Origin of the sequence: Microcystis sp. M179S2, from assembly GCF_020245805.1 — a bacterium.
Lineage (GTDB): Bacteria > Cyanobacteriota > Cyanobacteriia > Cyanobacteriales > Microcystaceae > Microcystis > Microcystis aeruginosa.
The window spans coordinates 1-25,123 of sequence record NZ_JADBUE010000170.1 but is presented as its reverse complement, the minus strand read 5'-3'; the positions used below and the strand labels follow the sequence as shown (position 1 = coordinate 25,123).

31 protein-coding genes and 1 pseudogene are annotated in these 25,123 nt (G+C 41.8%); 22 read left to right on the top strand and 10 right to left on the bottom strand.

Annotation, left to right across the window (positions count from 1 at the left end):
- Nucleotides 1-133 (top strand): annotated as a pseudogene (locus IM500_RS10355) (IS630 family transposase); the annotation flags it as partial.
- Here the strand turns inward: IM500_RS10355 and IM500_RS10350 are convergent.
- On the bottom strand, nt 130-435 hold the full coding sequence (locus tag IM500_RS10350) for a helix-turn-helix transcriptional regulator (protein WP_287738287.1): 306 nt from the start codon (nt 433-435) through the stop codon (nt 130-132). The pseudogene IM500_RS10355 and the gene IM500_RS10350 overlap by 4 nt on opposite strands.
- A gap of 130 nt (nt 436-565) precedes the next feature.
- On the opposite strand from IM500_RS10350, the gene IM500_RS10345 reads away from it, so the two are divergent.
- From IM500_RS10345 to IM500_RS10330, 4 genes are all read left to right on the top strand, one after another.
- Complete coding sequence (locus tag IM500_RS10345; protein WP_287738286.1) at nt 566-751, top strand: calcium-binding protein; 186 nt, start codon at nt 566-568, stop codon at nt 749-751.
- Nucleotides 720-1,100, top strand: a complete 381-nt coding sequence (locus IM500_RS10340; RefSeq protein ID WP_287738284.1) for a hypothetical protein — start codon at nt 720-722, stop codon at nt 1,098-1,100. The genes IM500_RS10345 and IM500_RS10340 overlap by 32 nt, the downstream gene beginning before the upstream one ends.
- A gap of 239 nt (nt 1,101-1,339) precedes the next feature.
- On the top strand, nt 1,340-1,564 hold the full coding sequence (locus tag IM500_RS10335; RefSeq protein ID WP_002745983.1) for a DUF433 domain-containing protein: 225 nt from the start codon (nt 1,340-1,342) through the stop codon (nt 1,562-1,564).
- A complete protein-coding gene (locus IM500_RS10330) occupies nt 1,561-1,893 on the top strand; it encodes a DUF5615 family PIN-like protein (protein ID WP_287738281.1) in 333 nt (110 codons plus the stop codon). Before IM500_RS10335 ends, IM500_RS10330 begins: the two co-directional genes overlap by 4 nt.
- Before the next feature lie 311 nt (nt 1,894-2,204).
- Here IM500_RS10330 and IM500_RS10325 read toward each other — a convergent pair whose 3' ends face one another.
- Nucleotides 2,205-2,411 (bottom strand): type II toxin-antitoxin system HicB family antitoxin, encoded by a 207-nt coding sequence (locus IM500_RS10325; RefSeq protein ID WP_004159326.1) that lies wholly within the window; start codon nt 2,409-2,411, stop codon nt 2,205-2,207.
- A 776-nt stretch (nt 2,412-3,187) separates the two neighbouring features.
- Between IM500_RS10325 and IM500_RS10320 the strand changes: the two genes are divergently transcribed.
- The 3 genes from IM500_RS10320 (at nt 3,188) to IM500_RS10310 (ending at nt 6,480) form a co-directional block, all read left to right on the top strand.
- Entirely contained in the window at nt 3,188-3,937 is a 750-nt protein-coding gene (locus IM500_RS10320) for a septal ring lytic transglycosylase RlpA family protein (RefSeq protein ID WP_287738280.1), read from the top strand.
- 61 nt (nt 3,938-3,998) lie between these two features.
- Nucleotides 3,999-4,694 carry an ABC transporter ATP-binding protein gene (locus IM500_RS10315; RefSeq protein ID WP_287738278.1) on the top strand — a complete coding sequence of 232 codons (696 nt, stop codon included), beginning with the start codon at nt 3,999-4,001 and terminating at the stop codon, nt 4,692-4,694.
- Nucleotides 4,695-4,818: 124 nt separating this feature from the next.
- Nucleotides 4,819-6,480: an NAD(P)H-quinone oxidoreductase subunit 4 gene (locus IM500_RS10310; RefSeq protein ID WP_271972416.1), complete on the top strand. Its 1,662-nt coding sequence runs from the start codon at nt 4,819-4,821 to the stop codon at nt 6,478-6,480.
- 261 nt (nt 6,481-6,741) lie between these two features.
- Here the strand turns inward: IM500_RS10310 and IM500_RS10305 are convergent, their stop codons facing one another.
- From IM500_RS10305 to IM500_RS10295, 3 genes are read right to left on the bottom strand one after another with little or no spacing between them, the layout of a single operon-like run.
- Nucleotides 6,742-7,140, bottom strand: coding sequence for a helix-turn-helix domain-containing protein (locus IM500_RS10305; protein ID WP_002788855.1), 399 nt, complete (start codon nt 7,138-7,140; stop codon nt 6,742-6,744).
- Complete coding sequence (locus IM500_RS10300; RefSeq protein ID WP_002788853.1) at nt 7,124-7,423, bottom strand: type II toxin-antitoxin system HigB family toxin; 300 nt, start codon at nt 7,421-7,423, stop codon at nt 7,124-7,126. The genes IM500_RS10305 and IM500_RS10300 overlap by 17 nt, the downstream gene beginning before the upstream one ends.
- A 56-nt stretch (nt 7,424-7,479) precedes the next feature.
- A complete protein-coding gene (locus tag IM500_RS10295; protein ID WP_287738276.1) occupies nt 7,480-8,013 on the bottom strand; it encodes a helix-turn-helix domain-containing protein in 534 nt (177 codons plus the stop codon).
- Between the two features lie 131 nt (nt 8,014-8,144).
- Between IM500_RS10295 and IM500_RS10290 the strand changes: the two genes are divergently transcribed.
- Nucleotides 8,145-8,960: a PEP-CTERM sorting domain-containing protein gene (locus IM500_RS10290; protein WP_287738273.1), complete on the top strand. Its 816-nt coding sequence runs from the start codon at nt 8,145-8,147 to the stop codon at nt 8,958-8,960.
- A 473-nt stretch (nt 8,961-9,433) separates the two neighbouring features.
- Nucleotides 9,434-9,628 carry a hypothetical protein gene (locus tag IM500_RS10285; protein WP_004159306.1) on the top strand — a complete coding sequence of 65 codons (195 nt, stop codon included), beginning with the start codon at nt 9,434-9,436 and terminating at the stop codon, nt 9,626-9,628.
- 26 nt (nt 9,629-9,654) lie between these two features.
- Here IM500_RS10285 and IM500_RS10280 read toward each other — a convergent pair whose 3' ends face one another.
- On the bottom strand, nt 9,655-10,071 hold the full coding sequence (locus IM500_RS10280; RefSeq protein WP_004162910.1) for a DUF1816 domain-containing protein: 417 nt from the start codon (nt 10,069-10,071) through the stop codon (nt 9,655-9,657).
- Nucleotides 10,072-10,634: 563 nt separating this feature from the next.
- Here IM500_RS10280 and IM500_RS10275 point away from each other — a divergent pair.
- Nucleotides 10,635-11,741, top strand: a complete 1,107-nt coding sequence (locus tag IM500_RS10275; protein ID WP_147069186.1) for a sensor histidine kinase — start codon at nt 10,635-10,637, stop codon at nt 11,739-11,741.
- Between the two features lie 139 nt (nt 11,742-11,880).
- Here the strand turns inward: IM500_RS10275 and mutL are convergent, their stop codons facing one another.
- On the bottom strand, nt 11,881-13,533 hold the full coding sequence (gene mutL, locus IM500_RS10270) for a DNA mismatch repair endonuclease MutL (RefSeq protein ID WP_190723037.1): 1,653 nt from the start codon (nt 13,531-13,533) through the stop codon (nt 11,881-11,883).
- Nucleotides 13,534-13,545: 12 nt separating this feature from the next.
- Nucleotides 13,546-13,674: an element excision factor XisI family protein gene (locus tag IM500_RS10265; protein WP_287738270.1), complete on the bottom strand. Its 129-nt coding sequence runs from the start codon at nt 13,672-13,674 to the stop codon at nt 13,546-13,548.
- Between the two features lie 233 nt (nt 13,675-13,907).
- On the opposite strand from IM500_RS10265, the gene IM500_RS10260 reads away from it, so the two are divergent.
- The 10 genes from IM500_RS10260 (at nt 13,908) to IM500_RS10215 (ending at nt 22,974) form a co-directional block, all read left to right on the top strand.
- Nucleotides 13,908-14,225, top strand: a complete 318-nt coding sequence (locus tag IM500_RS10260) for a DUF4164 domain-containing protein (RefSeq protein ID WP_159290913.1) — start codon at nt 13,908-13,910, stop codon at nt 14,223-14,225.
- Between the two features lie 383 nt (nt 14,226-14,608).
- A complete protein-coding gene (locus IM500_RS10255) occupies nt 14,609-14,833 on the top strand; it encodes a Calvin cycle protein CP12 (RefSeq protein ID WP_002781201.1) in 225 nt (74 codons plus the stop codon).
- Between the two features lie 175 nt (nt 14,834-15,008).
- Nucleotides 15,009-15,599 carry a DUF3177 family protein gene (locus IM500_RS10250; protein WP_004159290.1) on the top strand — a complete coding sequence of 197 codons (591 nt, stop codon included), beginning with the start codon at nt 15,009-15,011 and terminating at the stop codon, nt 15,597-15,599.
- Between the two features lie 35 nt (nt 15,600-15,634).
- Nucleotides 15,635-15,919 carry a DUF7734 family protein gene (locus IM500_RS10245; RefSeq protein WP_287738265.1) on the top strand — a complete coding sequence of 95 codons (285 nt, stop codon included), beginning with the start codon at nt 15,635-15,637 and terminating at the stop codon, nt 15,917-15,919.
- A 229-nt stretch (nt 15,920-16,148) separates the two neighbouring features.
- On the top strand, nt 16,149-17,159 hold the full coding sequence (gene egtD, locus IM500_RS10240; protein WP_190723036.1) for an L-histidine N(alpha)-methyltransferase: 1,011 nt from the start codon (nt 16,149-16,151) through the stop codon (nt 17,157-17,159).
- A 40-nt stretch (nt 17,160-17,199) separates the two neighbouring features.
- Nucleotides 17,200-18,555 carry a 5-histidylcysteine sulfoxide synthase gene (gene ovoA / locus IM500_RS10235; protein WP_190723035.1) on the top strand — a complete coding sequence of 452 codons (1,356 nt, stop codon included), beginning with the start codon at nt 17,200-17,202 and terminating at the stop codon, nt 18,553-18,555.
- Between the two features lie 248 nt (nt 18,556-18,803).
- On the top strand, nt 18,804-19,238 hold the full coding sequence (locus tag IM500_RS10230) for a VOC family protein (protein ID WP_190723034.1): 435 nt from the start codon (nt 18,804-18,806) through the stop codon (nt 19,236-19,238).
- 135 nt (nt 19,239-19,373) lie between these two features.
- On the top strand, nt 19,374-21,152 hold the full coding sequence (locus IM500_RS10225) for a S8 family peptidase (protein ID WP_190723033.1): 1,779 nt from the start codon (nt 19,374-19,376) through the stop codon (nt 21,150-21,152).
- A gap of 250 nt (nt 21,153-21,402) precedes the next feature.
- Complete coding sequence (locus IM500_RS10220) at nt 21,403-21,951, top strand: response regulator (protein WP_190723032.1); 549 nt, start codon at nt 21,403-21,405, stop codon at nt 21,949-21,951.
- 243 nt (nt 21,952-22,194) lie between these two features.
- On the top strand, nt 22,195-22,974 hold the full coding sequence (locus tag IM500_RS10215; protein ID WP_190723031.1) for a DUF1350 family protein: 780 nt from the start codon (nt 22,195-22,197) through the stop codon (nt 22,972-22,974).
- On the opposite strand, the gene IM500_RS10210 is transcribed toward IM500_RS10215, so the two are convergent.
- Both IM500_RS10210 and IM500_RS10205 read right to left on the bottom strand, forming a co-directional pair.
- Nucleotides 22,971-23,684, bottom strand: coding sequence for a Uma2 family endonuclease (locus tag IM500_RS10210; protein WP_190723030.1), 714 nt, complete (start codon nt 23,682-23,684; stop codon nt 22,971-22,973). The two genes, IM500_RS10215 and IM500_RS10210, sit on opposite strands and share 4 nt — an antisense overlap.
- 38 nt (nt 23,685-23,722) lie before the next feature.
- Complete coding sequence (locus IM500_RS10205) at nt 23,723-24,976, bottom strand: FIST signal transduction protein (RefSeq protein WP_190723029.1); 1,254 nt, start codon at nt 24,974-24,976, stop codon at nt 23,723-23,725.
- 90 nt (nt 24,977-25,066) lie between these two features.
- Here IM500_RS10205 and IM500_RS24475 point away from each other — a divergent pair.
- Nucleotides 25,067-25,123: helix-turn-helix domain-containing protein (locus tag IM500_RS24475; RefSeq protein WP_155119799.1), on the top strand; the 57-nt coding region annotated here is incomplete at its 3' end.

The window sequence follows — 25,123 nt, the reverse complement described above, 5'->3', positions numbered from 1 at the left end:
GAACTTTTCTGACTTTTCTTCAGCTATTTATGAATGTCTGAATGATGCCCATCTGAAACATAAAAAAGAACTGGATTCCTTGCTGACTCTACGATTTCAGAAGTTTAATAAATCTCAGATTATGAACGTCTAAAGTATAGCGTCCTCTAACCATTCAGCAATATTACGCCAATTCTCTACCTTGCCATTATTATTACCCACCAGTTCTTTAACGTATTGATAGAGTGTAGTACATAAATCTACCTCAACTCCTTTACGACTCTTCTTGAGTTTTTCAGCAATTTCTGTGGGACTATAACCGCAGAGTAATCCTTGTAAATGTTTTTTTTCAGTAGGAGTCAGTCGCTTTCCCTTAACAGAAGCAAGATCAAGATAAAGAGTTTCTAAGTCCCATTGACTCATAGCTCGGGAAAAAGGGTCATTATTGGTATCCATAAATTTTTGCCTAAAAATTTCCTAGTCAGATTCTACCATAATTCCTAGTGTTGACTAATTGAATGATGTAGAACTATAACTTATTGTAAATGATTAGTAAACAACCACTTTTTAATTGAGGTAATTAAATATGCCTAGTTATACTCCTCCTACCAGTTATACTGGTACTAAAAATGGCGATATAATCTACGGATCTGCTCAAAATGATTATATTTTTGGGGCTGATGGGGGTGATAAATTATATGGCGGTCTTGGAAATGATACTCTTGCGGGAGGTGAAGGAAATGACTATCTTGATGGAGGCGATGGATGGTGACGATATTTTTCCAGGATCGGACACTCTTAATTATTACTACGGCATCCCCAGTCTAACTGTCCCAGAATATGATACTTTAGTTGGAGGTGCGGGTCGTGATACATTTGTAATTGGGACTAATCGAGGTAATCTTAATATGGGACCAGGTTATGTAGTAATAGCTGATTTTACCTCTTTTGTTGATCGCATTCAAGTTAAACGAAGTGGAGTATCTATTACTCTTAAAAAACAAAATATGGTTGGAGGAGGTGCTTCAGATACACTTATTTATAATGGTACAGATTTGATAGCAGTTGTTCAAGATAATAGTAGTTTACAATTAAATAGTAGTTATTTTAACTTTGTTTAATACAACTATCAGATTTTGTAGGGTGCGTGTTTGCGGCTACTAATTCTGTTAAAAAACCAAAATTAACAATCCGCACCCGACGCAGCAAATTTATTATTAAATTGGTGCGTTACGCTTTCGCACTTCACACCCTAAGAGTGGTACGAAGTTGAAGGGTGATCGTTCTTGTCGGTGGGGTGGAGTGCGATCTCTGTCATCGAATAAGATATAATTGGGAAAGTCCAAATAATTAAAGCATTATGAGTTACCAAAACATTATTACCATTGAACCTGGAAAACGCAGCGGAAAACCCTGCATTCGAGGAATGCGTATAACTGTGTACGATATTCTAGAATATTTAGCAGCAGGAATGACAGAAGCAGAAATTCTTGAGGATTTTTCAGAATTAACTTCCGAGGATATCAAAGCTTGTTTGGCTTTTGCTGCTGATCGAGAGAAAAAATTATTTATCACCTCTTTATGAAACTGTTATTAGATGAAAATTTGTCAGATCGGATTATTGATAAAATAATTGATTTATATGCTGATTCTCAGCACGTCAAGACTTTAGGACTGATCAATACTGATGATGCACTTATCTGGGAATTTGCCAAATTCAACGATTTTGTAATTGTCTCTAAAGATGCCGATTTTCATCAGCGCAGTCTATTATATGGTCATCCACCAAAATTTATCTATCTTCGTATTGGCAATAGTCCCACTGCAAAGATTATCGAAATTTTAAGGGATAATTTTTTAATTATTGTTGAATTTTTTGATAGTGAAACAGAAAGTCTGTTGATATTAGGTTGAGTGCGATCGCCTAATCTGGTAGGGTGTGTGTTTGCGGCTACCAATTCTGTTAAAAAACCAAAATCAATAATTCGCTCCCCACGCAGCAAATTTATTATTAAATTGGTGTGTTACGCTATCGCTAACACACCCTACTGGATTGTTTCAGTTAATTTTGTGTATTAGAAAAATGCTATAAATTCTATAATTTAAGACTTTAAGCCGAAATCTATTGCCCTATTTTAGCTGAAACAATCCACTACGTTTAATTTTCCAACCTATGCTTTTTAATGCTTTTAAAACTTGTTTGGCTTTCGTTGCTGACCATTGACTCATAGAGCAACAAATGATAAATTTAGGTGATTTTCTGGAAGTTCTCCCTGTTCAAGTTGATCGGCTAAGACACGCAAGGCAAGTGCTTGAACTTTAGCAATAGCTTCCTGTTGACTATTGCCATAGACTAAAACTCCCGGAAGTTCGACGATTTCAGCAATATATCGTCCATCTTCTTCTTGTTCTATGTCAATCTTGTAATTCATTTGAGAATTACCTATGGGATGACCTGCTGTCTTGATTATATTAGATTTTATAGCCGCTCTTGTCGGTTGGATTGACCTAAAAAAACCCAACACACATTAGATAGGGTTTGCCGAAAAAGCCTTTCGTGGGGTTAGGAGTCAGTATTCAGTGATCAGATGCGGGTTTTCAGTTCACTGTTTACTGTTCACAGCAAAAAACTCCCCACTTCCCCAATCCCCTATACCCTTTAAACAGGATTTAGTATGAGCCTGTATCAGCATTTCTGATTCTATAGTTAAGTTTGGCTAATAACAACTTATTTTTAGTCGCTTGTCAAGCCCCTATTATAATTTTTAATCTCTGACCCTTGATCTGATTTAACATTGATCTTAAAAATCTGGTTTTTTGTAGCGAAGAAAACAGTTTTATTAACCATTGTCTGCATACATAGAGGGAAATCGAGGAAGGCTGATAATCCTTGAAACCCTTGTCAATACTAGCATTATTACCTCTCGACATTTCACTAATTTCCTAAGTTTTCCTAACTTTGACCCCCTCTAGGACACAAAAAATTAAAAACCTTCCATCTTAACTTGGTTTTTAGATCAAGTCAACCCTTTATTTAAATTTTTGATTCTCTTGCCCGATAACGATATAAATTCTCGTAATGACCAACCGATTTTCCGTGATACGGTTGAACAGAAAGCAACCAAGTTAGCTCTGCAAGCACAAAGGAATGTTAGCAAGTTCCTTCAGCTTTGCATTGGGAACTTGCTAACGCACAATAAGAAAGTCTATGAATAAACAACTGATCAACAAACTACAAGCTGTAACTGCCCTTACCGTAGTGGGGACTACAGCCTCGATAATTTGTTCCCAGACAGTAGGACACAGCAACAGCCTGACGGATATTAGCGTAGATCGTCAAACTGTTATCGAGTCCACTTCTCAAACCATTCTGTCCGCTTTTTCTAATAGTCTAACAAATGATTCAATTATTAAGATATCACGTTCGGTTCAAGATAATGCTAACGAAATTCTAAAAACTTTGGAGTCCCTAGTGGACAAAGAAAATACCGTCCCTGCAAGCGTTACACCCCGAACCCAAGAGGCCATTCCTTCGACGGGACAACCCCAATCACAACCCAATCAAGTCAAGCCGGCCTCGACTAATGCCCCAGCCAGCAATCCTGCCTCAGTGACACCAGCAGAGAAGCCGAAAACAAGCCCAGAGGTAAAAACCAGCAGTCGCCCCCGTAAAAAGGGAATGGCTTCCTGGTATGGTTCCGGTTTCCATGGTCGTCGCACCGCTAGTGGTGAGACTTTTAACTCTAGTAGTTTAACCGCCGCTCATCGCTATCTGCCTTTCGGCACTAGGGTTAGGGTCACTAATCTGCGTAACGGGCGCTCGGTGGTGGTGCGAATTAACGATCGCGGTCCGTTTAGCGGTGGTCGCGTCATCGACCTTTCCAGAGGTGCGGCAGCGATTATCGGTGTCTTCCAATCGGGAGTTGCCCCAGTGGTCTTGGAAGTTTTAGGCAGATAATCAGTGATCACTATGGCAGTGATCACTGCTATAGTGATCCTATTGGGATTTGACTGGGTTTATGTTAGAAATTAGCGATTTATCGGTTAATTATGGCGGAATAAAGGCATTACAGCAGGTTAGCTTAAGGGTAGAAAAGGGGGAAATTGTCACCCTGATTGGAGCGAACGGAGCAGGAAAAACGACGACTCTAAAGACGATATCTCGGATTTTAACGGCAAAGACGGGGCGAATAATTTATCAAGGTCAAGATATTACCCATTTACCGCCCCATGAAATCGTTAAGCGGGGAATTGCCCATAGTCCGGAAGGGAGAAGAATCTTAGCGCGTCAAACAGTCTTGACAAATTTGCAGTTAGGTGCTTATACGAGAAGCGATCGCCTACGAGTAGATATCGAAAAGTGGTTGGAAATGTTTCCCCGACTATCGGAGCGCCGAGAGCAGTTAGCGGGAACCCTAAGCGGTGGGGAACAACAGATGCTGGCGATCGCCAGAGCTTTAATGAGTCGTCCCAAGTTATTGTTACTAGACGAACCCAGTTTAGGACTAGCGCCGCAGATAGTGCGAGAAATCTTCAGTATTATCCGTCAATTAAACGAATGGGGAGTAACTATCCTGTTAGTGGAACAAAACGCCAATTTAGCCCTAGAAACTGCCAATCGCGGCTATGTTTTGGAAGCGGGACGCTTGACTATCGCAGGAGAAGCCGGGGATTTACTCAAGGATGAGCGGGTCAAACAAGCTTATTTGGGTTAATCGATGATGATGCGCTAATTATAGATAAAAGCCTATGGTAAAGGTAGGCCAAAAAATATTCACAAAATTTTACAAAGTCGCATAAAATGAACACATAACGAAATAGGTATTTTTTCTTACTGCCATGCTAACGGCTAACTTCCCCTGGCTCACTGCCATCATTTTGCTCCCCTTGCTTGCCTCCTTCCTGATCCCTGTAATCCCCGACAAAGAAGGAAAAACTGTTCGTTGGTTCGCTCTTGGAGTCGGACTAGCAGACTTTATATTAATGTGCTACGTCTTTTTACAAAAATATGATTTAAGCAACCCCAACCTACAATTAGTGGAAAAAATCGATTGGGTTCCCCAAATTGGTTTAAGCTGGGCGGTGTCGGTGGATGGTATCTCGGCACCGTTAGTTTTATTAGCAGGATTGGTGACAACCCTTTCTATCTTGGCCGCATGGCAAGTAGACCGCAAACCCCGTTTATTCTACTTCCTGATGCTGTTGCTCTACGCCGCTCAGATTGGTGTTTTCGTCGCCCAAGACTTATTATTATTCTTTTTAATGTGGGAAATCGAGTTAATTCCCGTTTATCTACTCGTTTCCATCTGGGGTGGTCAAAAACGTCGTTATGCCGCCACTAAATTCTTACTCTACACCGCCGCCGCTTCTATCTTCATCCTCGTTGCCGGTCTAGCCATGGCCCTTTACGGTGGTGGTGCAATGACCTTTGATATGGCGGAATTAGGATTTAAAGATTATCCCCTCGCTTTAGAATTAGTCCTTTACGCTGGTTTATTAATCGCTTTCGGGGTCAAACTCGCCATCTTCCCCCTCCATACTTGGCTCCCCGATGCTCACGGTGAAGCTTCTGCACCTGTATCGATGATTCTCGCTGGTGTTCTCCTCAAAATGGGTGGTTACGGTTTAATCCGCCTTAATATGGGGCTTCTACCCGATGCACACATCTACTTTGCTCCGATTCTAGCGATTCTCGGTGTCGTCAATATTATCTACGGTGCTTTCGCTTCCTTCGGTCAACAAAACATGAAACGCCGTCTCGCTTATTCCTCGGTTTCACACATGGGATTCGTCCTTTTAGGGATTGCTTCCTTCACCGATGTGGGTATTAGCGGTGCTATGTTACAAATGCTCTCCCACGGTTTAATTGCCGCCGTCTTATTCTTCCTTGCTGGTGTCACCTACGACCGCACCCATACCTTAGCTTTAAACGAGATGGGTGGGATTGCCCAAGCGATGCCGAAAGTCTTCGCTCTCTTTACTGCCGGCGCCATGGCTTCCCTAGCGTTACCCGGAATGAGCGGTTTTGCCAGTGAAATTACTGTATTCATCGGTGTCACTAGCAGTGACGTTTATAGCCAAACCTTCCGGGTTGTGACTGTTTTCCTCGCTTCCGTTGGTTTAATCCTCACCCCGATTTATCTACTCTCCATGCTTCGTCAAGTTTTCTACGGAGATGGTTCTTCCTGCGATATTACTAACATTCTCCCCAACAAAAGTAACGAACAGGCAGTTTGTTTTGGTACTAGCTGTGTCCTCCCTCATGAATCAGAATATAGTGACGCTAAACCCAGAGAAATCTTTATCGCTGTCTCTTTCCTCGCTTTGATTGTCGCTATCGGTTTCTATCCCCAACTGGCTACCCGTATCTACGATGTGAAAACGGTGGCAGTTAACTCGGAAGTGCGTCAAGCTTACACAGAAATCGCCGCTACTCGTCAAAATATCTACGCTGAAACTCAACCGGACGTAAGCGCCAAGGTTGCCAGTATCTTCCAATAAATTGGCAAGTCTAAAGTGAATAGGTTATCGGGAGTGGAAATTCTGCTCCTGATTTTTTTTGGCGAGGAGATAATTAATTAGGGTTGGCTGAATAAATGTGAAATATAGACGAGGTAAGGGTTTTAGGGGTCTATTTCGCAAAACAAGTGCAAGATTTTCAGAGAATCGTGGTCTTGTAGGGGCGAAGCATTCGGGCATAACCTATCGCTGAAACCGTAGATTTCCTATCCGAATGCTTCGCCCCTACTTTTTCAGCAAACCCTACATAAACAAACTATAATCTACATGAAAGAAATGTCCTAATAATTTCGCCTGTTCTTGGCTAATTGACCCTTTTCCTGCAATTAAACTAGAAGCAATTTTGTCAGAGCCAAGGATTATGGCTATGTCTTTCTTGTTAACGCTTTGTTGCTCCATCAAAAACAATAACATAGAATTAGGTGTGGTTGATTCTTGTAGATAAAAGCTTCTTTCAAAATTCTCAATTAAAAAAATTAGAAGCTCATAAAGTTCATCTTCTTCGGGAGTTCGATGCTGACGGTGCATCAATTCTTCGACAATAACCAGAGCTTTTTCATTTTCTGCTTCTGTTCTGATAACTTTAGGTAAATGGCGAGCTAGTAATTCTTTGTATTTTTCTGGATTAAAAGTAAGGGTCATTTTTCCATTGCTCCTTATCGTATTCAGCGTGAGTTAAAACATACTTGATATAAATTAGCCGCTTCTGATAATCGATACTGGTTATAAGGCGATAACGATTTCCTTTAATGTTAAAAACAGTAAAATTACCAACTGCTTCTGCTTGGGGAAATACTGTTTGAACCTCAACTAAATTATACCAAATTGCTTGACTGGCAATTTTATGCCAATTTTCTAAAGCTATTCGGGAATCAGCGTGTTTATTCGTAAATTCTCGTAATCTTCGATAGCTGATGACGTGCATTTATAAAAACAAACATAAATTATCTCTATTGTGTGGATAATGCTCATTAAATAAAATTAAGGAATACATTTTTTAACTTGCTCAAGAGACAATCCCAACGTACTAGCAATTTGCTCGGCCGTCAAGCCAAGCTCGACTAAGTTTGGAATAATTTCTAGTTTTGCTTTTTGTCTTTCTCTTTCCAGAATTGTCAGGCTTTCTTTAACATAAGGTATAGCAGTTTCTTCTATTATTGATTCAATATTTTCTGTCTCATAACTTTGTGAAGGATTAGCACAGAGGTTAATGTTACCGATTTGCACAGGATTAACCATATTGGAGTACGCATTTGCCACTCCTAATCTTTCAATAGTAGCACGGAAATTAGACTTATTTAAATCTTCTCCTAAAGCTTCGGAAAGAATGCGCCACAGTTGATAAGCTTCATCTTTAGTATGCCCTGCCGAACAATGATATTCTTCAGAAATATGGGTATATTTTTTTCCCTTAAGGACTCCCTTCAGAATCGCAACTTGCAGACTGTCAAGATGTTGCCCCGTTTGTGCGAAAACTAGGTCATCCACGTATTTCGACACCGCTTGTACGTCCATTAACCTGTTGCTTCATACCTCTAACGCCCACCCGTTATTATCCGCTATAATCCGCTTTTTGTCAAGATTATTAATAAAACTCCCGCCTTTATCCGCCACCATCCGACTTTAGATTAGCTGAAATCAGGCTTATGCTTGAAGCAGGAATTGATGAGGCTAAAAGAATGGCTAATAAAATTACCACCATAACACTAGCTACTGGAGTTTTCCTCGGTTGTGCAGTCATTGAAACTCCCGTTGTAAATTCTGCTCCAACATTACTCGGACCAACTCCTTATCTTAGCTTTAATGATAGTCCATTTAAAAATGTTAACTTTAGCTATTTTTACCTTGAGAATTTTGAGGATGGTTCCCTGAATGTGCCAGGTGTTACAGCCTCTAGTGCTAGTGGCTTACCATTTGGCGTGGAAGGTCCAGGTTTTTATACAGATTCTGTTGATATTGACGACGGAGTGATTGATGGAAACGGGCAACAAGGTCATTATCTCGTTGAAGTAGGTAATGGAATAATAGGAGGCTTTAAATTTACTTTTAATGCCAATACTTTAGGAAACTTTCCTACTCATGTAGGTATTGTCTGGACAGATTCATATTCAAGCTTTGGCGGAATAGATCAAACACCACTAACTTTTGAAGGGTTTGATGCACAAGGAAATTCTTTAGGTACTATTGCACTTGGTCAGGGACAGATTGGCGATACCAGAAACGACGGAACAACAGTTGATGATCGCTTTTTTGGAGTTATCAATTTAGCAGGCATTTCAGCTATCTCAATATCTCAGACTTTGATCAATGTAGGCTTTGGAGTAGATCACTTAGAATATGGATTTGTTCCCCAATCTAGTCAACCTGTTTCTGAACCTTCCACTGTCTTTGGTTTATTAGGATTTGGTTTATTTGGACTAGGTGCAATCTGCAAGCGGACTGTTTCAGCTAATTGGATGTAATAGATTCTCCCGATCTCCCGGGGAGCATCCCACTTTTGCCATAAGCAATTGTACTTAGATGTGAAATGCTTATATGGCAAGCCTTTTCGGGAGTTCATAGATTTTTAACGGTTCTCTAAATTGTGTGATTGGAACCAGAATCGTTATACTAAATCCGGTTATTAAAGACTGATTATTTATTCCCCCTTTTGCATGAGTGCCTTTTGCCTGTCTTCATAAGTAGCCTATGCTCAACGGATTTAGTATAACTTCTGCTGATCACCATAAGTGAGATAAATTCACAAATATGAGATACACCCGATTGATAGTGAACACTCATCATATATTAATAAACATAAATAAATATGAAGTAATTTAAGTTTCAAGAAGAATGAACCCGATCTTTTTTACGATGGGGGTAAAAGTGATTTTCAATTTCTCAGGTTGAAAGATGAATCCAGATTAAGCTATCTCAACGATAAGAGGACAAGCCAATGTTTGAAGATTTTACCTATATTACCGATGAGGCTTTTTTAGAGAATTATTGGTGGGAAGAAAAAGTTATCTGTCCCCACTGCCAGGGCAAAGAAAGAATCTATCTAGAGACGGAGAATGAATCCGTCCCCTGTAAATTCTGTGAGGGTAAAGGCATTATTAAACGAAAACAAGAGGAAACTAACTATTCCTAAAAATCTGTAAAATTAGATACCATACATTAAAAATATTCTTGAGTTAAAACCTCTGGCTGACATTGTTTAATTTCGCTGTTAATTCCCAGGGCAGATTCCGATTGGAGGTCTTCGATATAACCGGATTGATGGGATAAAGCTTCCGAAAAACTCTCAAAAGGACCGAAATAATAGAGACATTTCGGCTGAGTGGTGGTGATCTCTATCCACCAGGGTTGAGGTGGTAAACTAGGCTTAATCGGGGCAGTTTCTGGGTCAAGAGGCCTTATACTGAGAATCTTGGCCCCTTGGCGCAGGAGGCGCTGTGTTTCTTGACTCATGCGGCTTTTAGGTACTCGCAGGACTGTCCGGGAGAAGCGTTGAGGCAAAGAGCCAGAAGAACCGGAAAAAACAACTTCATAGAGAAATATTTGATTCTCTCCCTGATTATTAGCCTCTAGCATACAGAAAAGATTCTCTTTTAAGGGTAAGGGTTAAAAAACAGACGCTACTTTGAGCAGATGACTCAAGCAAAATCATCTCCTAACAGAGTAGCGCATCTTGATACCATAGCATAGAGCGGCAAAAAGTTAGGTTTTGACCTACTCTCCCCTCACAGCATAGCTTGACGAGAGATTCTTCAACAAGAAGAACCCGATAGAGTTCTTTATGATGCTGTAGCCGAATCTAGGGACGTTATCTTAATGGTGAGGTACAAAGTTTTTGTTTTGTCGATGCCAAATACTGTTATACTTCATCTTTATGAGAAACCCTGTCAATAGGGTTTGCGGCAAAAAGTTTTTCCTAGGGGTAGGGTGTGGGGTGTAGGGTGTAGGGTTTTCCCCATTTTTGAATTGGCGAATTACCTAATTTTCAGGGAAAAAGTCCCTAAATTTTCCCACCGAACAATCCAATGGCTGGCACTTTTTGATTTCAAAAAGACCAAAAGATATTAGCCAAAAAGGTTTTTATATTTATGCAGCAGTCTCTCAATAATATTGACAACAAATAGAGTTTTTAAACAAATATGCAGCCACCAAAATTAAGCTTAGGAACCAGATTATTTTTATCCCATCTCCTCGTTATGGTGGTGGGATTGAGTAGCTTTATTATCATTGCTAAATTATCTTCTCCGCGAATGTTTGTTTTGCGTTTGGAACAGTTAGAAAGGCAGGGATTTTTTACCGTGCGATCAGCGAGAACTTTCTTGGTTAGGGGTTTTGAGACAGCTTGGGATAGTAGTGCCATTTGGTCATTCATTGCGGGAGGAAGTACGGCTGGTTATCTGAGTTTTTTGGTTTCTCAACGCATTATGAAACCGGTAAAACAAATGAAACAAATCACTAAAAATTTTGCTGAAGGGGATTTATCGGCGCGAGTTCCAGAAAGCGAAATCCCAGAATTAAATCAATTAGCCATCAGTTTTAATCAGATGGCGATTAGTTTAGCCGATGTGGAAAAACGGCGCCAGGAATTAATCGGTGATCTTACCCACGAATTACGCACCCCTTTAACTGTGGTACGGGGATATTTAGAAGAATTAGCCGATGGTGCGATCGAACCTAATCCAGAACTTTATCAGAAATTAGTGAAAGAAACCCGCAGGTTAGAACGTTTAACCCACGATCTACAGGAGCTATCGCGAGCGGAATCTGGTTATCTATCGATTAAAATGCAACCTGTTAATTTATTGCCTTTGTTAAATTCTCTCATCGAAAAATTTGCCGATCAATTATTAGAAGATGGACCGACTTTACAGTTAGATTGTCCCCCCAATTTACCATCTGTCATGGCCGATCCCGATCGCCTCGAACAAATCTTAGTTAATCTGCTCGGTAATGCCATTCGTTACACCGATAATGGTGCAATTACCCTGCAAGTGACAAGGGACAAAAATCGCCTACAAATTGCCGTTATCGATACAGGAATTGGCATCGCAGCAGAGGATTTACCCTTTATTTTCGAGCGCTTTTGGCGGGCCGATCGTTCTCGTTCCCGTTATTCTGGGGGTAGTGGTATTGGTTTAGCGATTACCCGTCGTTTAGTGGAATTACACCAAAGTCAAATCGAGGTGGAAAGTGAATTAGGTAAAGGCAGCACTTTCCGTTTTTCCCTAGCAATATCTCCCAATTGAGAGATGGGGAAGTGGGGAACTGGGGAACTGGGGAAGTGGAGCATTTGGCTGAAATTTCCCTAAACCCCTAAATCCCTATCACCCTATCTCCCTATCTCCCGACTCGGAGACTCGGAGACTCCTATCTCCTGATAACTGATTAAATGCCGTGACTTTTGCCGATAACCCAATGACGACGGAAGAAGCGAGCGAGGGAAGTTTCTTCTAAGGATAAGTAAATCGGTCTTCCGTGGGGACAGGTGCGGGGATTACGGGTATTTTGCCAATCATCGAGTAAATTCTGCATTTCTTTTAAACTTAAAGCTGTACCGTTGCGGATAGCACTCCGGCAAGCGGTAGCCACCTGAGCGGTTTGTAAATCCCCCCCTAAACTTAATTCTAGTAAAGCATCAGCCCGATCCTCGCGTTCTTTTAGTAGAACAGGAATACTACGAATTGCCCAAGAGCGATCGCCAAAACTAGCAATTTCTAATCCTAAACGTTGTAATTGTTCGATTTGTCGAGTAGTTAACTGATTTAAGATGATCGGAGTATCTAACGGCACGATTTCCCAGTTATCCTCTAAACGTTCGTACAAAACCCGCTCATGGGCAATATGTTGTTCGACTAACCATAATCCGTGAGGATGTTCGGCAACTATGTAAGTTTGGTGAATTTGGGCTACTGCCTTTAATTCCAGCCGATTTTTCGGGGATTTCTCCCCTATTGTATAGGTGCTTTTTTCTTCGGCAGCCTTGAGAATTTGACTGACGCGCTGATTTTGCGCTTTTTCGGGTATATGTTCGGGATTTAGTCCTAACGCCTTGTCTATGGCTGAAATTATCTGTTCTTGCCAAAAAATGAGGTTATGCAGGTATATTTCCGCTTTGGCTGGGTGACGATTCCAATCGATCGAACGAGGGTTAAGATGTAGATGGAGAAAACAAACGGGATAGCGATCTTTAGGGACTGTGCGAGCGAAAGCTTCAAATATTGCCTGTTCTAACTCCGATGAGCGCACCATTCGCCCATTAACAGCAATTCTAACCCAATCTGGTTGATGGCGAGAAATGCGATCGGGCAAACCAATGACTAATTCAATTTGAGCAGATTCTGCGTCAGGAGTCGTTAAGTCAAGTTTTAGGGATACTAAATCGTTCAAATGCAGAGATTTAACTAATTGGGGTAATATTTGACTGGCATCCTTACCCGGACTAATGCGTAACCAATCTTGATGATCTTGAAAAACCTGCCAAGTAATTTGGGGATGACAGAGAGCAAAATTATGAATTAAAGTCTGTATATCCTTTAATTGTTTGTTAATTGACGGTAAAGCTTGACGACGCACGGGAAAGTTACCAAAGAGATTCTCTACCGTGACGATAGTACCGATAGCTATAGGAATCGTTTCTAAATTACCCGGCTCGCCTTGGTGATTGTAAAGACAATAACAACCTAAATCATCGTCATGGCGACTGGCAACCCGCAGATGCGCCACCTGTGCGATACTGTGCAAAGCTTCACCACGGAATCCGAGACTGGTAATCTGCCAAAGATCGTCCCGTTGGCGGATTTTGCTGGTACTGTGGGCATAGCTACACAGTTGCAAATCTTCTCTAGACATTCCCCCACCGTTATCCGATACTTGTATTCGCCAGTTTTGGGGAGATATATCGATGGTAATCCTATCGGCCTCCGCATCAATGGCATTTTCGACTAATTCTCGCACCACAGCGCCTAAAGAGTCGATTACCTCTCCTGCGGCAATTAAATCGATTACGTCTTGGGGTAAAACTTGTATGGGCAAAGTCATCAATTAATGGTTTTAGCCAAGGGCAAACTCGGTATATTGTCGCACAGTGGGCCCATGGTAAGCTAAAACGATGTCTTGTTTGGGGACTCCCCTAGCTACCAATTTATCAGCGATCGCTGCTGCCGTGCCGTCCTGCTGCACTCAGATTTTATTACTAATAATATCAACGGGAATTATACAGCCATAAATGCCCGTGCTGCTGTCCCCGTAACCGAATCAAAAAATGTTTCAGTTTTGACGGGATCACTAGGCGCTCTCAGTAGGGAATCTGATTTTTGTGAATTACTGTTTGAAAGAGTCCCCGACCGAGAAAATATTGATAGAGTATTGATTAGGAGACTAGGAAAAATTCAACTTTAAGAGGATTGTCACTGATGACAGCAGTTACCGAGAATGATCTGAAAAGGTTAGAAGATTTAATCGTTAGCGGACAGAAAGCGATCGAATCCCGACTAACAGCGATCGAGTCCCGACTGACAAACCTAGAAAATGGACAGAAAGCGATCGAGAACAGTCTAGGAGAAATTAAAGGAGATATTAAGGCCTTAGATGCCAAAGTTATGGGACTAGAAAAGCGGGTTGACGATCTCAACGCACGAGTCAACATTACCACCATTGGATTCCTTAGTATTGTCGGCATTTTGGTGACAGGAATGCTGACTATTGCCAGCAAAACAGTCTTTTTCCCCTAGTCCCTAGAATGATACTAAATCCTGTGTAAAAGGTATAGGAGAGTAGGTGAGTGCCAAAGCACTGGAGCGGGGAAAAACAATCGATAACTTGGCAGTTAATCACACTATTAAAAACGGATTTGGTGTAAGACGGCCTAAATAAGTCGATATATGGTTCTGCTCGCTGTCTATGTCGGGGAGAAATCTCTCTGGCATTTCTCCAGTGCGGAATGTAGGCTAAAAATTGGCCCGGTCAGGAAATCTTGATGTTAAATTCCCGAAAAATTGCGCTAGGATCGGCTTCATAGCACAGGAAAGGCGATCGAGTGGGATAACCGATCCTGTGGTTTGAGAACGTGACTGTATAATTGTTAGAGTGTCAATAGATCAATTCCAGAGGAATCATGAGCAATATCCAAGATAAAATTCAAGAAGAGCTAGAAAACGCCAGAGCCGTCTGTAGTACGGAAGGTGCCACCTCTGGCGAATGCGCCGCCGCTTGGGATGCGGTGGAAGAATTACAAGCAGAAGCCGCTCACCAACGTCAGGACCACCCCCAAAAAACCTACTTCGAAAATTATTGTGATTCTAATCCCGATGCCGCCGAGTGTCGCATTTATGAAGATTAATGCAGTCAGGCAGCGGTTTTTTCTCTCCTCACAGTAGAATCCTAGCTTTAGGGCGATCTCAGCTATAAAGGGATCGCCCCTCGTTTTTTTGTTTGTTGGTCAAGCTGTGGCCGATTTTGGCTCCTGCGTCCGAAGACAGTAAAATATTGACAGTGTAATTATGTCTGAATAGTTTATGAATCAACTTTGGTTTCGTCCTCTCGTTTGGATAGATTATCGTTTAGCCGTCCTATTTACGGTGATTATTCCGGCAATTTTGTTAATTTGGTCTTTATTTGCAAAAATCGAATCATTACAAAAATTGTTGATTATCTATTGGCGAGTGGCTAGTCTTTTATTAATTACTGTATATTTAATGATCGCTTCCTGGCCGATTGGTTTTGTTACCAGTTTTTTAGCTAAGATTTTAATCCCGATTTCCCTCTGGTTTTGGGTGGATATTAACGATGAAATTAAAGATTTACCCGCCAGTCCAATTAAATTTGTCACCACTGCTTGGCGTTGGGCAGTAACGATTTATTGTCCTTTGGGCGCGATTTCTACCTTACCTTTTCTCTCCTGTGCTATGTCAGGGGAATTGCTAAATTCTCCCTATTGTCAAGTTTGGCAGGAAGCACCTTGGCAGTTTCGCGAGATTTTTCATTCAGAAGCTACCGCTAATGTTTTGGGCTTTTTTGGTTTAGTTGGTCTCTCTTTTTATACTCTCTATTTTGCCCATTTTCTTCTTATTCGCCTTGGCAAACAGGGACGTTCAGCTTTACAATAGTAGGTCTTTAGCTATCGATAATTAGCCATTTTTCTATGAATATTGGTAGACAACTCGAACAATACACCCTCAAAAATCCCCAAGAGGTTTTATTAGTGACTATTGCTGTGGATGGGGAGGAGGAAGAAATCTCTATTTTTAAAGGTTTTTCTAGTTCCCTTACCCGCAGCACCCCCTACGATCCCGATATTCCGATCATTCCTGAAACTGCTAGAGTTATTAGAATAGATCGTCTTGCTAGTCCTTATCATCCCCTTAATCCTCGCTATATCCAAGAAAATCTTACCTTAGAGGAAATGCAATCTTTACTGATTAATTGAAACGGTAATTTTGCCTGGATAATATCAGCACCCATCTCGATGGATTTAACAGCTTTTATTTACCATCCATAAACTTTGTCTATCTAGACAAGAGGTAAATTTTGCGGCGTTTTAGTGGTAAAATTACCAAAGAACAATAATCGCTGCCAGTATTCAAGCTGTCAAAGTGGATTTCATCCTCGGCATTGATCGAGAACAATCAAAAAACTGGAGAATAATCGGAGAATCTATGCAACTTAACCCATCTAAACAAGAACTATTACAAATTGAGTATTTAGTTACCTCTGCCACCGGTCAAAATATGGTTAAAGACGAGGGAAAAGATGTGATTAAAGGATTAACTAAAACCCCCAAAAGTTTACCATCTAAATATTTTTATGATCGGCAAGGTTCCCAACTTTTTGAAGCAATCTGTCAATTACCAGAATACTATCCCACTAGGACAGAAGCCGCTATTCTCCAAGAATATGCTCAAGAAATTGTCGCCTATACAGGTCCCTGCGAATTGATCGAATTAGGTAGTGGTAGTTCCACGAAAACTCGTCTGTTATTGGACGCTTATTATCGGCAACAAAAATCCTCTAAATATGTACCTATCGATGTTAGTGAAACTATTCTCAAAGCTAGTGCCATAGAATTACAAAAAGAATATCCTAATTTACCCATTCAGGGGTTAATTGGAACCTACGAACAGGCCTTAGCTTATTATCAAAACACTTCCTATAATACCAGAATGATTTTTTTCTTGGGAAGTTCTATCGGTAATTTTTCTGCATCTGAATGTGATAAATTCTTAGAAGAAATTGCCACTGTCCTAAAAGCTGGAGATTATTTTTTATTAGGGATTGATCTCCAAAAACCGTCAGCAATTCTAGAAGCAGCTTATAATGATGCCCAAGGGGTGACAGCAGCTTTTAATTTAAATATGCTTTCCCATTTAAATTGGCGTTTTCAAGCTGATTTTAACCTTGATTTATTTAGTCATCAAGCTATCTATAATCAAGACAAATCCCAAATTGAAATGTATTTAATTTGTCAAAAAACTCACCATGTTCATCTTAAAAAACTCGATTTAACAGTTAATTTTCAAGCATCAGAAAGTATTTTGACAGAAATTTCGCGTAAATTTAACCTAGAAACTATGGAAAAAGACCTAGAATCAAAGGGATTAAAACCCCTTAGGGTTTTCACCGATCCTGAAAATTTATTCGGGTTAATTCTCTGTCAGTTATACCTGTAAATAACGAAAACATTATCATCAGTAATAGAGGCATAAAAACATGGAAAAGATTCAAGCACAGGCTCCTATATCTCTAAATAAATGTAGTCGAGAAAATCTACTGGACTATTTTGAAAATGCTTGGCAATTAGAAGATATGCTGTTAAAAAGCATCATCAAAGAAGAAGCTTTTTATTGTAACCCTGACGATTTAAGAAATCCCCTCATTTTTTATTTAGGTCATGCTGCCGCTTTTTATCTTAATAAATTGCAGCTGGTTAACCTATTAAAAAAAAGCCCTAATCCTGACTACGAATTATTGTTTGGAGTGGGAGTAGATCCGGCAACTCCCGCAGAATTAAACTCTGCTATCGCCCATATTCAGTGGCCCGGGGTGGCTAAGGTTTGGGAATATCGGCAACAAGTCTATGAAATTGTGGTCGAAATAATTAAAAATACCCCCCTTAATCTTCCTATTCATCCTCAGCATTCTCTCTGGTCATTAATGATGGGAATTGAGCATCAGCGTGTTCACTTTGAAACATCTTCAATGTTACTCAGACAACTGCCCTTAGAGCGTCTGCAACGTCCTCAAGGGTGGCATTATGCCCCTTCTTTTGGTCAAGCTTATCCTAACCAAATGGTGGAGGTTTCTGGGGGAATAGTGGAAATTGGTAAACCCCAAGATTCTCCTATTTATGGTTGGGATAACGAGTATGGTTATCGTCAAGTTCAAGTTAACAATTTTCTGGTGAGTAAATATATGATTACCAACGGAGAATTTAAAGAATTTGTCGATAATGGTGGCTACGAAAATCCCAGCTATTGGGATGAAGAAGCTTGGCAATGGAAAAATCATTACCGAGTCAAATATCCTAAATTTTGGCTGGTAGATGAGGGAGGAAATTATCAATATCGAGCCATGTTTGATGTTCTCGATTTACCTCTTGATTGGCCGGTAGAAGTTAACTATTATGAAGCGATCGCCTACTGTCGTTTTCAAGGTCAAGGAATACGTTTAATGACGGAAGCTGAGTGGAATTTAGTCACCTATGGCAGTCAAAAAAATCGATGTTATACCCTAGAAAACGATAACTTTGAGGACTATAACCTCAATTTAAAATTCTGTTCTCCCACTCCCGTAGGAATGTTAAAAAATGCGGGCAATAACTCAGAAATTTATGACTTACGCGGTAACGTCTGGGAATGGCTAGAAGATGATTTTAATCCCTTAACTGACTTTCAACCCCATTACCTCTATGCTGACAATTCCACTCCTTTCTTTAATAGTCAACATAAAATGATGTTAGGAGGAGCTTGGGTAACTAACGGCACAGAAATCCTACCCTACTATCGCAATTGGTTTCGCCGGAATTTTTATCAACACGCTGGTTTTAGAATCGCACAAAGTCTTTAGGTGGGGTGTGGGGTGTGGGGTGTGGGGTTTTACCCATTTTCAGGGAAAAAGTGCCTAATTTTCCCCCCCGATTACTGCACAGGCCAGCACTTTTTGATGTCAAAAAAGCCTAAAGATATTATCCAACAAGGTTTTTAGATTCATTCGGCCAACTTTAGGTAATTGCCAATTTTTTAAAAAATTCCTGTAACAGTTGCCCCTCGATCGCTACAATAGAACCTAGTAGAGCGCGGATAAAATCGATCGCCATGAATCAACCTGCAATTTTTCATCTCGCTATTCCGATTACCAATGTGTCCACCGCTAAAAGCTTCTACTGTGATGGTTTAGGTTGTTTAGCAGGAAGGGAAACCGAGAAAGCGATAATCTTAAATTTCTCCGGTCATCAGGTAGTCGCTCACGTCACCGAAATGCCTCTTACTCCCCAAAATAGCATTTATCCTCGCCATTTTGGTCTAATTCTGCCGGATGCCAGCGATTGGGACAATCTTCTCGAAAAAGCGCGAGTCAATCAACTAAAATTTTATCTAGAACCAAAAACTCGCTTTACTGGGGAGATAACCGAACATAAAACCTTTTTCCTGGAGGATCCTTTCTATAATCTCCTGGAATTTAAACATTATCGCCACTACGAAGCTATTTTTGCCAGTCGGCAATTAACAGCGATCGGCGATCGAGCTTAAAATAAACAACAGGTGACTTTTTTGTAACTGGTTAGTTCTATCTTTAACCGAGACAAAAATAGGGGAACTTCGCTCAGATTTTCTCATCAAAACTAAAAAAACCTTGGCTGGCAATGATCAATTCTTAGGAAATCTATGAAAAAACTTTTATTGTTAACCCTATTCATTATCGGTCTAGGATTTGCTCTCTTTAACTTTACTGGATTAGCAAATCGGGGCGAATATCAATCAATTTTGATCGACTTTAAAGACGATATACCCGTCAGCGTCCTCGATGAGCAGTTAAATGCTATCAACAAAAAAGCGGGAAAAACCACCAGTTTAAATAGTATTTTTTCCATCGATGAACATCTTTACATTATCGATGGAGATAGCAAACTCCTGAAAAATCTCCGCAATTCCGACCTAAAAAAATACACCGAATCGATCGAACCCGATTATATTTATCATGCTTTTATCGCCCCCAATGACCCCGACTATAGCAAACAGTGGAACCTAAGGGGAATTAACATCGAACGTGCTTGGGAAGAAAATCACGGTGAAGGGATCACCGTCGCTGTTATTGATACAGGTGTATCAATAGTTCCCGATCTGCGAGAAACCGAGTTTGTCGAAGGCTACGACTTCGTCAACGATCGCAGCAATGCCGAGGACGATAACGGTCACGGAACCCATGTAGCGGGAACAATTGCCCAATCGACCAATAATAACTACGGGGTGGCCGGCATCGCCTACAAAGCCAAAATTATGCCCCTCAAGGTGCTTTCCGGGACGGGTGGGGGAACCGTGGGAGATATTGCCGAAGCGATCCGTTTTGCCGTCGATAATAAAGCCGATGTCATCAATATGAGTTTAGGGGGTGGAGGCGAAACCCAAGTAATGAAAGAGGCGATCGAATATGCCTATAGTAAAGGTGTGGTAATCGTCGCCGCTGCCGGTAATGCCGATGATAATTCCGCCGCCTATCCCGCCCGTTTTCCGCACGTTATCGGCGTTTCTGCGGTAGATGCCTCCGGAAATAAAGCCCCCTATTCTAATTTCGGGGCCGGAATCGATATTGCTGCCCCAGGCGGCTCCGATACGGGTAAAATTGTCCAAGAAACCATCGATCCGGCTAAGGGGGGGGAACCGGCGTTCCTCGGTTTTCAGGGAACCAGCATGGCTGCCCCTCACGTTGCCGGGGTGGTAGCTTTAATCAAGGCTGCGGGAATTAAAGAACCCAATGCAGTTTTAGAGGTTTTGCAACAGTCGGCCCGTAAGATTAATGATGATCCCTTTAATCATTTTGGGGCCGGACAATTAGACGCGGGCAATGCCCTACAATTGGCCCTGAAAGGACAGATTACTTTCCGGGATTTTTGGCGTTGGTTGCGCGATAACGGTTATCTCAATCCCCGTTTCTGGATTGATGGCGGCGCGGTGGCGGTTTTGCCCAAAATTGGCATGGTTTTGGGTTCTTACTTGCTTGCTTGGCTACTGAGAAATTATTTTCCCTTCTCTTGGAATGGTTTTCTCAATGCTGGTCTGATTTTTGGCAGTTCTGGCTTATTTTTCCTCAGAGGTCTTTATATCTTCGATTTACCCCAATGGCCTTTCCGAGTGATGGGGAGTTCTCTTTCTGACCTAGGAGGTGTTATTCAGGGAAGTTCTGCCCTTAATCCGCTTTTTGCTAGTGTTATCCTGCCCTTTGTCCTGATTGCGCTGCTTTTGGGTCATCCCCAAGCAAAATGGTTAGCGGTGGGGGTATCTTTAGCCATGGCGGTGACTTTAGGTATCAGTGCTGTTATCGATCCTACTCTGATCTGGTTAGGTTCTGGTACGATCGCTCGGACATTTTTGGGCGTAAATGCGCTTTTATGTCTCGGTTTAGGTTATTTAGCCCTAAAAAGTGCTACTTCATCCCGATACGCTTAAACAGGGGTTACAATGGGACAATAAGGGTGATTTACCGATAAAAACCTCTTTGGTTTTGGTATCTTCCTTTTGTTTTGCATTGAGTTCTCCTACAACAGCAGCCTCGGACATTAACCGAGGTTTTTTCTTTATGGTGTATGTTAGTTTCTAAGGGTTTTTTGGGAATCCCCAATCCCTATCTCGAAAGTTTCCCCCAATACCCCCTCGAATCATCGAGTTTATCTATTGTCTCTTTTCTAAGGTGTCTATCGTGTCAAATCATAAAATTCTCGTTATCGATGACAGTAAAGTGATCAGGATGCACGTTCGCGATATGTTACCAGAGGGTAACTTTGAATTTCTCGAAGCTAAAGACGGATTAGAGGGTTATAATCTCATCCGTACCGAAAACCCGAATTTGATTATTTTGGACTTCCTTCTCCCGAAAATGAGCGGTTGGGAGGTGTTTCAGCAAATCCAAACCGAAGATAATCTCAAAAGTATCCCCCTAGTGTTAATGTCGGGACGGAAAGAGGAGGTAGTAGAGAAAATCCCCGAACCTTTCCAGCATTTTGCCTTTATTGAGAAGCCTTTCGACCAAAAACAATTGGTACAAGCGATTAAAGAAGCGAGGGCTAAGGCCAAACAATATTCCCCCAAACCAACAGTTTTTAGCCCGAAACTAGAGGAACTCACCGGGGATTATAGCACCGATATTCAGACTCTCCGGGTCCAAATTGCCCAAATGCAAACAGAAATGGAAACTATGAAGAAACAAATGTCTCAATTAGTGGCTTTTATTAAGAAAAAACTGGCCTAGAACTATTCAGCCCGATTTTTGATGACTTGGGCCAGCAGTTATCCTGATCTGGCGGTGCCAATCTCTGGCTAATCTCCTATCCCTTTTAAACAGGATTTAGGATAATATGAAGTAGTCTTTATTTGGTGAGTGACTAATACTAAATCCGTTGAGTATAGGCTACTTATAAGGATAGGCACTCATGCAAGAGGCACTCATGCAAAAAGAGGAATAGATAATCAGTCTTTAATAACTGGATTTAGTATGAATTGGCAAGAAATAGCAGGTAATTGGGTTTTTCTCCCCCGTCGTCCCCGGGGTATCATTCACTTTTTAGGGGGGGCATTTGTGGCGGCAGCCCCGAATATTACCTATCGTTGGTTATTAGAAAGTCTTGGGAATTCAGGATACGCTATTGTTGCTACTCCCTTTGTTAATACCCTCGATCATAAATCGATCGCCCGCACTGTTTTAAACCGTTTTGATAATATTATTGAACGTCTGCGCTGGAATCATAGTCTGCCCCAAGGTTATCTCCCCATCTACGGATTGGGTCACAGTATGGGGTGTAAACTACATTTATTAATCGGTAGTCTCTACGAAGTGGAACGGGCGGGAAATATACTCATTTCCTTTAATAATTATCCCATTCGTCGAGCTATTCCCTTGATCGAACCTTTGCAAATTGACACCACTTTTAACCTCGAATTTACCCCTTCCCCCGAAGAAACAAACGAGTTAATTTTCCAAGATTATGCCATTCGTCGCAATCTTTTAATCCGTTTTCAAGACGACACGATCGATCAATCTCTGGTATTAAATCCCCTGCTAAAAAAACGCTTTAATGATTTAATTGCCCTGCGAACTCTCCCGGGCAATCATCTCACTCCCTTGAGTCAAGATGTCAGTTGGCAAACCGGAGAAGTATTTACTCCCCTCGATGCGATCGGCCAATGGTTAAAACAGGGACTTGCCCGGGATAATTCCCGTCTCAAAGATGAGATTCTCCACTGGTTAAATCCCGTCCTTCCAGCCTCTCGTTAGCTTTCCTCTAGATTAATCCCCAGGGCCCGTAATTGCGCCTCTATGCGGGCTAATTTTGCCTCAGCTTCCCGGGACCGTTGACGTTCCTGTTGGGCTTGCTGTTCGGCGGCATTGGCTCGTTGTTCGGCTAATTCAGCTTTTTGCTTGATTTCTAGGGTGGTCAAAAACCGCGAGCCATCGGGATAAAAAATAGCTAACTGGGGACTCTCCAGTTGAAAACGAATCTGTAGAAGCGGACTCTGCCAATTATCGATCGCGGGAATCATCTCCAATCGATCACCCCTTCGCCACCAACCCTGTAGATAATTAGCATCGGGATCGTAGAGATAATATTCTTCTACGCCAAAACGCTGATAAAATTGCCATTTTCGGCGCATTTCCGCTTTAGTGTTGCCCGGAGAGAGAATTTCAAAGACTACCTGCGGCGCAATCTGGTTCTCTAACCATTGCTTATAGGAACCTCGATCGCCCTTGGGTCTGCCAAACACCACCATAGCATCCGGCGCTTGACAGGTTTTATTATCCCCCTCGACCGGATACCACAACAGATCGCCGGCGATAAACACATTGTCATTCTCTGCGAATAAACATTCGAGATTTTCCTTGATCGTCACGATCCAGCGAAACTGTTTGGTATTATCGGCCATCGGTTTACCGTCACTATCGGGATAGATAATCTCCGACTCAGAGAAAGATATCGCTTTTACCATCGTTCTACTCCCTAGCGTACTAACTATTTAGTATAGCATTAAATTCCCTGACGAAAGAGGGCAAAGGCCGAAGTATAACCGTGTAAAAAAGTGCGACCGCCCACTGGCCCGATTTCTCCATTGCCAAAGAAGCCAGCGAGGGGAATATTGGCGAAATAACGCTGAAAAAGACCCGAATCAAAGTCCGGTTTTTCGTAGAGATTTTCCCCGCGACCGAGACAGGAAAAGATCAAAGCTCCTAGTATATCTGAACTAGCGGGTTTTTCTTGGGGAAAAGCTTGCAAAAGTAATTCTAAATCTAGGGCGGAAGTCTCGGCATCGCGCAGGTGAAATTGTACCCGCTGCCCCGGACGAACTCGATCGCCAATTGCGATCGCACCTTGGCGAGGATCTACTCCCAAAACATTGCGAATTAAGAAATCTCCGGGCCGCAACTGCATTTTAAACTCATCCCTAGCAATACCGATAAAAAGGGAGTGTTGCGCTAATTCTCGGTCTTTTTCCCTCAAGGAGGGGATTAAAGCCCGCAGTAGATTTAAAGGTGGTTGCGCGGTCCCATCGGCCCCTTTACCGGTCATGGAGATGATAATATTGCGTTCTCCCTCACTCACCTGATAAATCGGTCCGATGGGACGACAACCCTGGGCGACGATAGTTTCGACGATAATATGGCCAGAAAGGGCGATTCCTACGGTTCCCTGACGATAGAGATAGGTATTACGGGGTTTTTGTTGATCGTGGTAGAATAGACCCCCAGAACGTTCAATCATGCCACCACTGACTAAACCGCCGATTTTGGCCGAACTGGGGTAGGCAAAATCTAAACCCTCTAACAGATCATTGATGCGACTGGAAAAAGGATCGGCTAAAAGGATAAATTGGGGATTTTTGGCCGCTTCTACCCCTAATAATTCTGTCCAACTAGAGGGGGAACTGTCGAGATCGGGCATTTCCGCCGCTTCGATATAGAAAGGCTGTACTTCCACATTGGGCAAATGGGCGACGGTGAGACTTAAAGCCGGACTCGCTTCGATTTCTCGCGCTTTTTCCCTGTCATCCATGCCGACAACCCCCGCCCCACCGCAGCCGATCAGGACAGGAACGGAGAGTTTATCCAAGATTAAGGGAACTAAACGGGGATAGTCGCTGGCATAGGCAGAAGAAATAAAAATTATGGCTAAATCTGCCGATCCAACTAATTTATCTTGCACTTTTTCCACTACCTCCGTCACCGCCGCTTCTAGGGAGGGACGGGTTGATAGGGCATTAATCCACTCGATGCGATCGCTCATCGAAAATTTGGGTCTGAAACCCCGTCGTTCTACGACGGCTTTACTGTTAAATATTAGCACATTTACGAAATATATGCTAAAATGTGAGACATGGAAAAAGCCTACTCGTTTCGATTTTACCCAACACCCGAACAAGAGTCGCTATTG